Below are 6741 nucleotides of genomic sequence, written 5' to 3' on the forward strand. Positions count from 1 at the left end.
GACCGGTAACGCCATACCGCCTCCCCATGCCAGTCGAAGTCGTCACATCCGACCAGCACAACGAGCAACCCGGCAAACCTTCCCGGTCACAGCACTAGAGCCCCGGGGCGTCCGCTGCGTCTGACTTGTCTCGCGCACGAGGCGGCCCACCCTTTACGGCACAGCCGGTTACAACCACATCGTGATTGTCTCGCCTACAAGGGCGTCTACACCACCGTCATCAGAGCTCCGTTTGGACACCAGTCTTTACTGCAGCGCCATGGCTTCGGCATCGCTCGGCGAGGGCCAGCAGTTCAGCAGCCGCCTCAGCATCCCCTGCGTGCGCCATGCACTGCGCGATTGAACGCAGCGTGCGGTGCATGGAGGGCCGCCAATCCCCTTCATTGAAAAAAAACTCATGTTCGAGTACTGCGTCGGCTTCCACCGCCGAGCGAGAGATCGCATTCATGCTGCAAGAGTAAGGATTGGAGCCCCAGGAGGCCTCCAACGATCGGACATCCTTCTGGTGGATCTATGATTCCCGGCCCTCCGGGCATCGAAGGTTTACGTACGGCCTGCTTACGGTCGCGGCGGGCGCGCCGGATTGAGATCCGGGGCGTGTTCGGCTTTGTGAGCGCTCAGACACAAGGCTGCCGGACGTGAGCAGGTTGGGCCCAGTCCGGCAACCCCCACCAGACCACCTTCCCGGTCAGGGAGCGCACGCAACGGGGTTCGGCATCACGAAAGCCCTGAACGCAAGGGAGGACGATCAGGGCCTGCGCACGCCGGGAAGCTGACGCTGCCCAAACGCCAGAGCAGGAAATCGGGACCATCGGACCGGACCGGCTCGACATCCAGACCAGTGTACGCGTCACCGTTCCAACGCCCCTGCCGTCCGCAAGGACACGCCCGGCGTCAACGACTGCCCGCAGCCGTTCTCGTACGTCGTCGAGGTGACGTATAGCGGAAACCGGGGTATCCGCTTTACGTCCGTTCTGACGACATTGAGGGGCGGACCCGGCCCCGTAGGGCCCGAGCGGACGGGCCCGGGTGAGGTCACCCGCTCCGGCCCAGTACCACCGCCCTCCAACCCGGGAAGGTCACGTGCTCGTCCGCCATACGGCGCGCAGCTCATTCTCGATCGCTCCAGTGAGCGCGGTGGTGGCCCACTCGGTACGTGGCGCGTCGCGGGCGTCGATGGCCTCCAGCACCGCGGCCGCCGCCTGCCGGACCTCATGGGGCAGGTCCTCATCCGCTGCCGCCTGGTAGGCCGCCGTACGCAGCCCACGTAGCTCCTCGATGGTCAGAAGCCCGTCGGGAGAGCCGGCGAAGACGGCTTTGCGGTAGGCGGCCAGCGCGCCGGTGACGAACCCGCTGGTTAAGACCTCCTCGTACTTCCGGCTGATGCGCGCGACGACCCGACGGCGCAGCAGCAGCGCGGCGAGGACGGCCATGATGCATGCTCCTGCGGCGACCGCACTAATGACGGCGGGTTCACCGGAGGCGGAGGCCACCGCGCCGGCGCCGACCGTCACGGTGGCGATCATGCGCACTGCGACCCTCCGGTAGAGGCGCTCGGGAGACTCGATCGCGGGCGATGTGGTCATGCCTCTAGTGTGCCCCCGCTCGCGGCAAGCAGGTCCTTACGACGCCACTGCCTGCTCCACCCCGACTACCGCTAAGTTTAGTACTCCGGCCGGACTTTGATGCTTTGCCTGGTCAACGGCTTGGGTGTGGGGAGTGTAGCGGGTGGTGCCGGGCGTGGGACGGGTTCGTGAGGCCCGTCCCACGAATGAGTGCCCGCGCCGTGTGTAGTGACATCGGCGTGCTCTGGGGTGTCGGCGGCGCCAGCGTGACCAGTTCATCGAGTGGTCGCCTCGTGCAGCAGGATGTCGGTGGGCAGCTGCCAGCAGACGGCGCAATTTCGGCTGGTGTGAGGTATACGAGGTCGGGTGTGTCCCGCTCGCGTCCCCGCTACCGTTTTCATGGCCTCGCAATAAGGCTCCCGGCCTTCGGCCCCGGTATGACTCGAGCCCCCAGTCGAGATGATCGAAAAGGTGGTGTCGCCGGTGCCGGAGGCATTGGCGCCGTACTCAGATGCCGGGCCTACTGGAAAGGTGTCCGCGACGCTGCCGGCGTGCCCGAGGGCGAGATCCGGGCCGATCCGTGGGTTGTCACCGAGGCCGTCGCCACCGCCGCCGCCGTCCTGAAACGGCTCCACACGAGCACCTGGCTGTTCCCGGCGACGTTGTTCACCGACGGCCGCGACGGCGCGACCATCCTGCGCAGCCGCGTCGCCGGCTCCCGGTGGGAGACCCGGATCAACCACGATCGCCGAATTGCTGGCCTGGGTCGAGACCTACTGCACCGAGCACGGCCGGAGCGACCGCATCCCGCCCGACCCGGTCCACCCGGTCATCTACTCCGCTCGCCTGCGCCGCACCCTGGCCTGGTTCATCGTCCGCCGCCCACGGGGCCTGGTCGCCGCCGCCATCCAATACGGACACCTCCGCGCCCGGATGACCTTCGGCTACGCCGGAAACTACGCCTCCGGCTCCCCGACGACCTCGCATTTGAAGACTGGCTGGCCCGGCTGGACACTCTCGCCGACGCGCACCAGCGCCTACGTGAAGGCGATCAGGTCAGCGGTCCAGCAGCCGAGACCACCGGCACCGCGTCCAGGCCGCCACCCGCTTCGCCGGCCGAGTCCTGCCCACCAAGCGGCACGCCACCACCATGCTCGCCAACCCCGACCTCCAGATCTTCCCCGGCAAGGGCATGACCTGCGTCCTGGACCCCGAGCGAGCAGCCTGCCGCCTGCGGAGCGAGGAAGACAGCACCCGCCGCACCCCGGACCTCGACGACTGCCGCCCGAACTGCGTCAACATCGCACGGACCGACCACGACATCGAACACGTCCGGCGGCTTGGACCTGAAAGGCCCTCACCCGCCAGCGCGCCGACCACATCGAGGCCCGCGTCGCGGCCACCAACCAGCTGGCCGCCCTGCTGGATGAGCACTGGCCCGGCGGCAAGGCGGTCTTCGCGAACCTCGACAGCGATATCGCCATGGCCTTCCTGAAGCGGTACTCCACTCCAGGCTCTGCCGCCAGGCTCACCCCGCGACGGCTCGGAGCCTGGTGCAAGAAGCAGGGATACTCCGGCCGGAAACCCGCCGACGTCCTGATCGAACGCCTGCGCTCGGCGCCAGCCGCGGCGTCCCGACTCAGCGAAACGGTCGTTGCCCGACTCGTCCGCGTCCAGGTCCAGCTGGTCCAGTCGATACGCGCGACCACCCGCACCCTGGACAAGGCCATCGCCGAGGCCATCGAGACACATCCCTACGCGCCGCTGTTCGCCACCATGCCGCGGATCGGGAACGTCAGCCTCGGCCAGGTTACCGGTGAGATCGGCCCGCTCCTGGAACGTGCCCAGACCAGCGAACAGCTGATCGCGGAAGCTGGCGTAGTCCCCGTCACCAGGGCTTCTGGCAAGTCCCGGACCGTTGCCTTCCGGTTCGCCGCCAACCGCCGGGCCCCAGTCGCCTGACGGCCTTTGCCGACAACAGCCGACACGGCAGCGACTGGGCGGCGAAGATCTACAACGATGCCCGGGCCCGCAAGAAGCGACACCCGCACGCCATCCGCATCCTGGCCCGGGCCTGGCTGCGGGTGATGTGGGCCTGCTGGCGCGACGGCACCTGCTACGACCCCGACACCCACCAGCCCGACAGCAAGATCAACACACCTGGCGACACGCCTGTTCAGACATAGAGGTTGACTCAGGAAACTCACTGGACGTCCGGCCTGAGCGGCATCGGGCAGCGTGGGGCTGACAGTCTGCACGTCTCGGCAATTGCTCCCCAGTTTGGTCAGGAGACGCAATTAACGAAGGACATGGCCTGCCCTGGCTGCTGTGATATATTCTCGAGTTCGACACTGAACTGCCTGATGGTTGTAGTCTGGGCTACATAGTCCAGGCCAGTCGCCTGAAATCCTCCAGGCCCGTCTGTCTTCAGCGACAGCGGACAGGTTGCCGTGACCCACACTGTCTTCCCCGGCTGCACGCTCGTCAATGGGCTATAGAACGTTTGGGATTCCGTCGCATAAGCCTGGCCCGCCAGTGCGCTCACTACCAGCACTGATACGCCCGCTGAGTAGCCGAATGCTCTGCGCAGTCTCATGGTGGTTCCTCTCTTGGCGGCGTTTCCGCCGGAGCCTTCATCGCCAGACGCGAGTGTTTGGCTGAGGAGCTCGGAGGCGGGAAGCGCGGTAAGTCGTCGGTGCCCCCGGCAGCCAGTGGCTGCGGGGTTGATGTGACTCTCCTCTCTGCCCCCTGTTTCGTCTGTCGGTCGACCAGGGGGCTGAGAGGATGAGGGGGCGTACCGCACGTGTCGGGAGGTGAGCCTGCAGCCCGTCCACAGCGGGGGCGACGCCGCACCCCGCACTGCGAGCGGGGCAGGCGGCTGCAGCCGGGCCGACTCGGCACCCAGTGGCGCGAGGCCCCTGACGGTCACCCGCTGCTGACTGACGTCCCGCGCTTCCATCAGCGCACCCCGGCCGAGATGCTGATGGAGGAGGCGTACGACTGGGCGCGTCCGCTGACCGACGACGAGTGCATGCGCTCGAACCTGGTCGGCATCGACGTGAACATGGCCTCCGCCGCGGGGGCCAACGGCCTGGTGGTCGGCCTCGGCGCCCCGACGCATGTCAAGGCGCCGCTGTTCGACCCGAAGCTGCCCGGCTCCTGGCTCGTCGACCTCTCCCACGTCGACCTCTCGCGGGTGAAGTCCGGCAAGGACTGGGTGCAGCTGGACGGCGACCTGCTGCCCAGCCCGTTCACGCCGAAGGGCAACCGCCCGGAGGGGCCGGGCTGGTACGCGACGCCGACGGTGGCGTACGCGGTGGAGCTCGGCTACGACGTCGCCCCGCTCGAGGCGTACGTCCGGTACGAGAACGGCCGCTACCTGGACGCCTGGTACGGCCGACCGCGCGACGCGTACCTGGCGACAATGGCCGCCCTCGGTGTCGGCGCCGACCTGCCGCCGCAGGAGTTCCTCGCGGCGATGGACGGCTACCGGCAGCGTGACCCGGAGATGGCGATCGTCGTCTCGGCGATCAAGGCAACGGTCAAGGACGGCATCGGCAAGCTCCGCGAACGGCCCCGCGGCGAGGGCTGGAAGCCGGGCCAGCCGTGGCGTGCCCTGTCCCGGCCGACCAGGCGCCCTGACATCCGCGCCGCGGTCATCTCCCGGACCCGGGTCAACATGCACCGCAAGATCCTCAAGCACGCCGCCTTCACCGGGCAGTACCCGGTTGCGATCCTCTCCGACTGCGCCGTCTACGCCGTCGACGGGACTAGCCCGCTGGACTTCCTGCCCTACCGCGAGGGCAAGCCGCTGCCCGGCGGGTGGAAGCTCGGCGTGAACCCGGGCCTGGTCAAGCACGAAGGCACCCAGACCGTCCTGTGGGGCGAAGGCGTCCGCGAGCAGCACGGCGGCGACCTCAACCTCGCCCGGTACATCAAGGACGGCAACATCACCCACAACGACGGCGGGGAGTAGACCGCGATGGCACAGCTCGGGGAGGCCTCAACCAGGCAGTGCAGAAGGCGTTCACCCGCCCGATCCCGAAGTCGGCGGGCGCCCAGATGCGCTACCTGGTCAAGCAGTACAAGTCCACCAAGGCCGCCGCGGCCGCGCTCGGCATCACCCAGCGCACCGTCGAGCGGTACGTCAAGGACCAGATCAAGAAGCCGCGCCCCGAGCTGGGGCGACCGCATAGAGCACGAGGTCAAGGAGCGGTGGCAGCCGCAGATCCGCGCCAAGGCCAAGAAGACCGCTGCCACCACCGGCGGGATCGTCGTCGACACCCGCGCCAGGTTCGGCTACACCGCAGCGCCCGGCACCACCGATGACGGCCGCCTGCGCCACCTCACCGTGGCCCTCCCGCCGGAGTTCGCCGGCCGTCTCTTTGACGCCCAGGAGGCGGGGGCCAGCGAGCAGCAGCTGCGCGACATCGCCGACGAGGGCCTGCAGGAGATCTACTTCAAGGACCGCGGCCGCCGCGCTGGCGGCCTCCTGGTGGAGTTCACCGACATCGACCACATCGAGTTCGACTTGTAGGAACTCAGACAGCAGGGCGAGGGCGAGCATGGTGCTGTCCCTGCCAAGAGAGGCAGAGGGGGCAGCGGGGCAGAGCGAGAAGGGTAGGCAGCTGCTCTCTGTCCAGGCGCGGCGAGGCCGCGCCTCGCGTCCTATTGGCCGGGCGGCCGGTTATCGTGCTCCGCTTCCGGATCAGGTTCTCCGGAAACGGCTGCCCAGTCTTCGGGGTGTGAGACTGGCAGCAGCCGGACCTGCTGTCGGTGGGTGCTGTCGTACGGCGTGACGGCATCGAATTTCATGCGGCTGTGGTCTTGGATGAGCAGCATCTCGATCACCTTGGCCGCGGCCTGAAGGTCATCGGCTGTTGTCCCCGCCTCGATGTTCGTGGGCGAAGTGACCGTCTCGTCGTCATCGCGGTCCACGTAGAAGCCGCGTTGCTTGGCAAGGTTGGCTTCGCGCGTGGCAGCCGTGGCTTCTATCTGCCGCTGCTGGTGGGCCTCCTCCCATGAGACACCGTCCGAGCTGATCGCACGCACCCGGCTGTAATCACCCCAGAACTCTGCTAGTGCGTTGGCCACGAACGTTCGCCGGGGCTGATTAGGCGGCTTTGGGCCGTGGGCGGCCCCAGCGTTGCTGGCGTTCGCTGCGGGCCTTGGCGCG

Annotated in this window: 5 protein-coding genes and 2 pseudogenes; 3 read left to right on the forward strand and 4 right to left on the reverse strand. The window is 67.8% G+C overall.

The window, feature by feature from the left end:
- Positions 1-220 precede the first annotated feature (220 nt).
- The 3 genes from IF89_RS46475 to IF89_RS46480 form a co-directional block, all read right to left on the reverse strand.
- A complete protein-coding gene (locus IF89_RS46475; protein ID WP_158718052.1) occupies positions 221-448 on the reverse strand; it encodes a hypothetical protein in 228 nt (75 codons plus the stop codon).
- Positions 449-1079: 631 nt separating this feature from the next.
- A complete protein-coding gene (locus IF89_RS38890; RefSeq protein WP_043194749.1) occupies positions 1080-1586 on the reverse strand; it encodes a hypothetical protein in 507 nt (168 codons plus the stop codon).
- 1030 nt (positions 1587-2616) lie between these two features.
- Positions 2617-2895 (reverse strand): hypothetical protein, encoded by a 279-nt coding sequence (locus IF89_RS46480; protein ID WP_158718053.1) that lies wholly within the window; start codon positions 2893-2895, stop codon positions 2617-2619.
- 152 nt (positions 2896-3047) lie between these two features.
- Between IF89_RS46480 and IF89_RS47260 the strand changes: the two genes are divergently transcribed.
- The 3 genes and pseudogenes from IF89_RS47260 (at position 3048) to tpg (ending at position 6102) form a co-directional block, all read left to right on the forward strand.
- On the forward strand, positions 3048-3527 hold the full coding sequence (locus IF89_RS47260; RefSeq protein WP_051808056.1) for a transposase: 480 nt from the start codon (positions 3048-3050) through the stop codon (positions 3525-3527).
- An 835-nt stretch (positions 3528-4362) separates the two neighbouring features.
- Positions 4363-5541: pseudogene (locus IF89_RS0133835) on the forward strand (transcriptional regulator); the annotation flags it as partial.
- Positions 5542-5579: 38 nt separating this feature from the next.
- A pseudogene (gene tpg, locus IF89_RS38900) lies at positions 5580-6102 on the forward strand (telomere-protecting terminal protein Tpg).
- A gap of 131 nt (positions 6103-6233) precedes the next feature.
- On the opposite strand, the gene IF89_RS0133845 reads toward tpg, so the two are convergent.
- On the reverse strand, positions 6234-6741 hold a 508-nt coding region (locus tag IF89_RS0133845; protein ID WP_158718054.1), incomplete at its 5' end, for an AbiV family abortive infection protein.

The sequence above is a fragment of the Streptomyces sp. NRRL F-2664 genome (assembly GCF_000719345.1).
GTDB lineage: Bacteria > Actinomycetota > Actinomycetes > Streptomycetales > Streptomycetaceae > Streptomyces.

Bases quoted from the DNA above. Each gene is read 5' to 3' on its own strand.
- IF89_RS46475 (WP_158718052.1), bottom strand. From the start codon at position 448: ATGAATGCGATCTCTCGCTCGGCGGTGGAAGCCGACGCAGTACTCGAA.
- IF89_RS38890 (WP_043194749.1), bottom strand. From the start codon at position 1,586: ATGACCACATCGCCCGCGATCGAGTCTCCCGAGCGCCTCTACCGGAGG.
- IF89_RS47260 (WP_051808056.1), top strand. From the start codon at position 3,048: ATGGCCTTCCTGAAGCGGTACTCCACTCCAGGCTCTGCCGCCAGGCTC.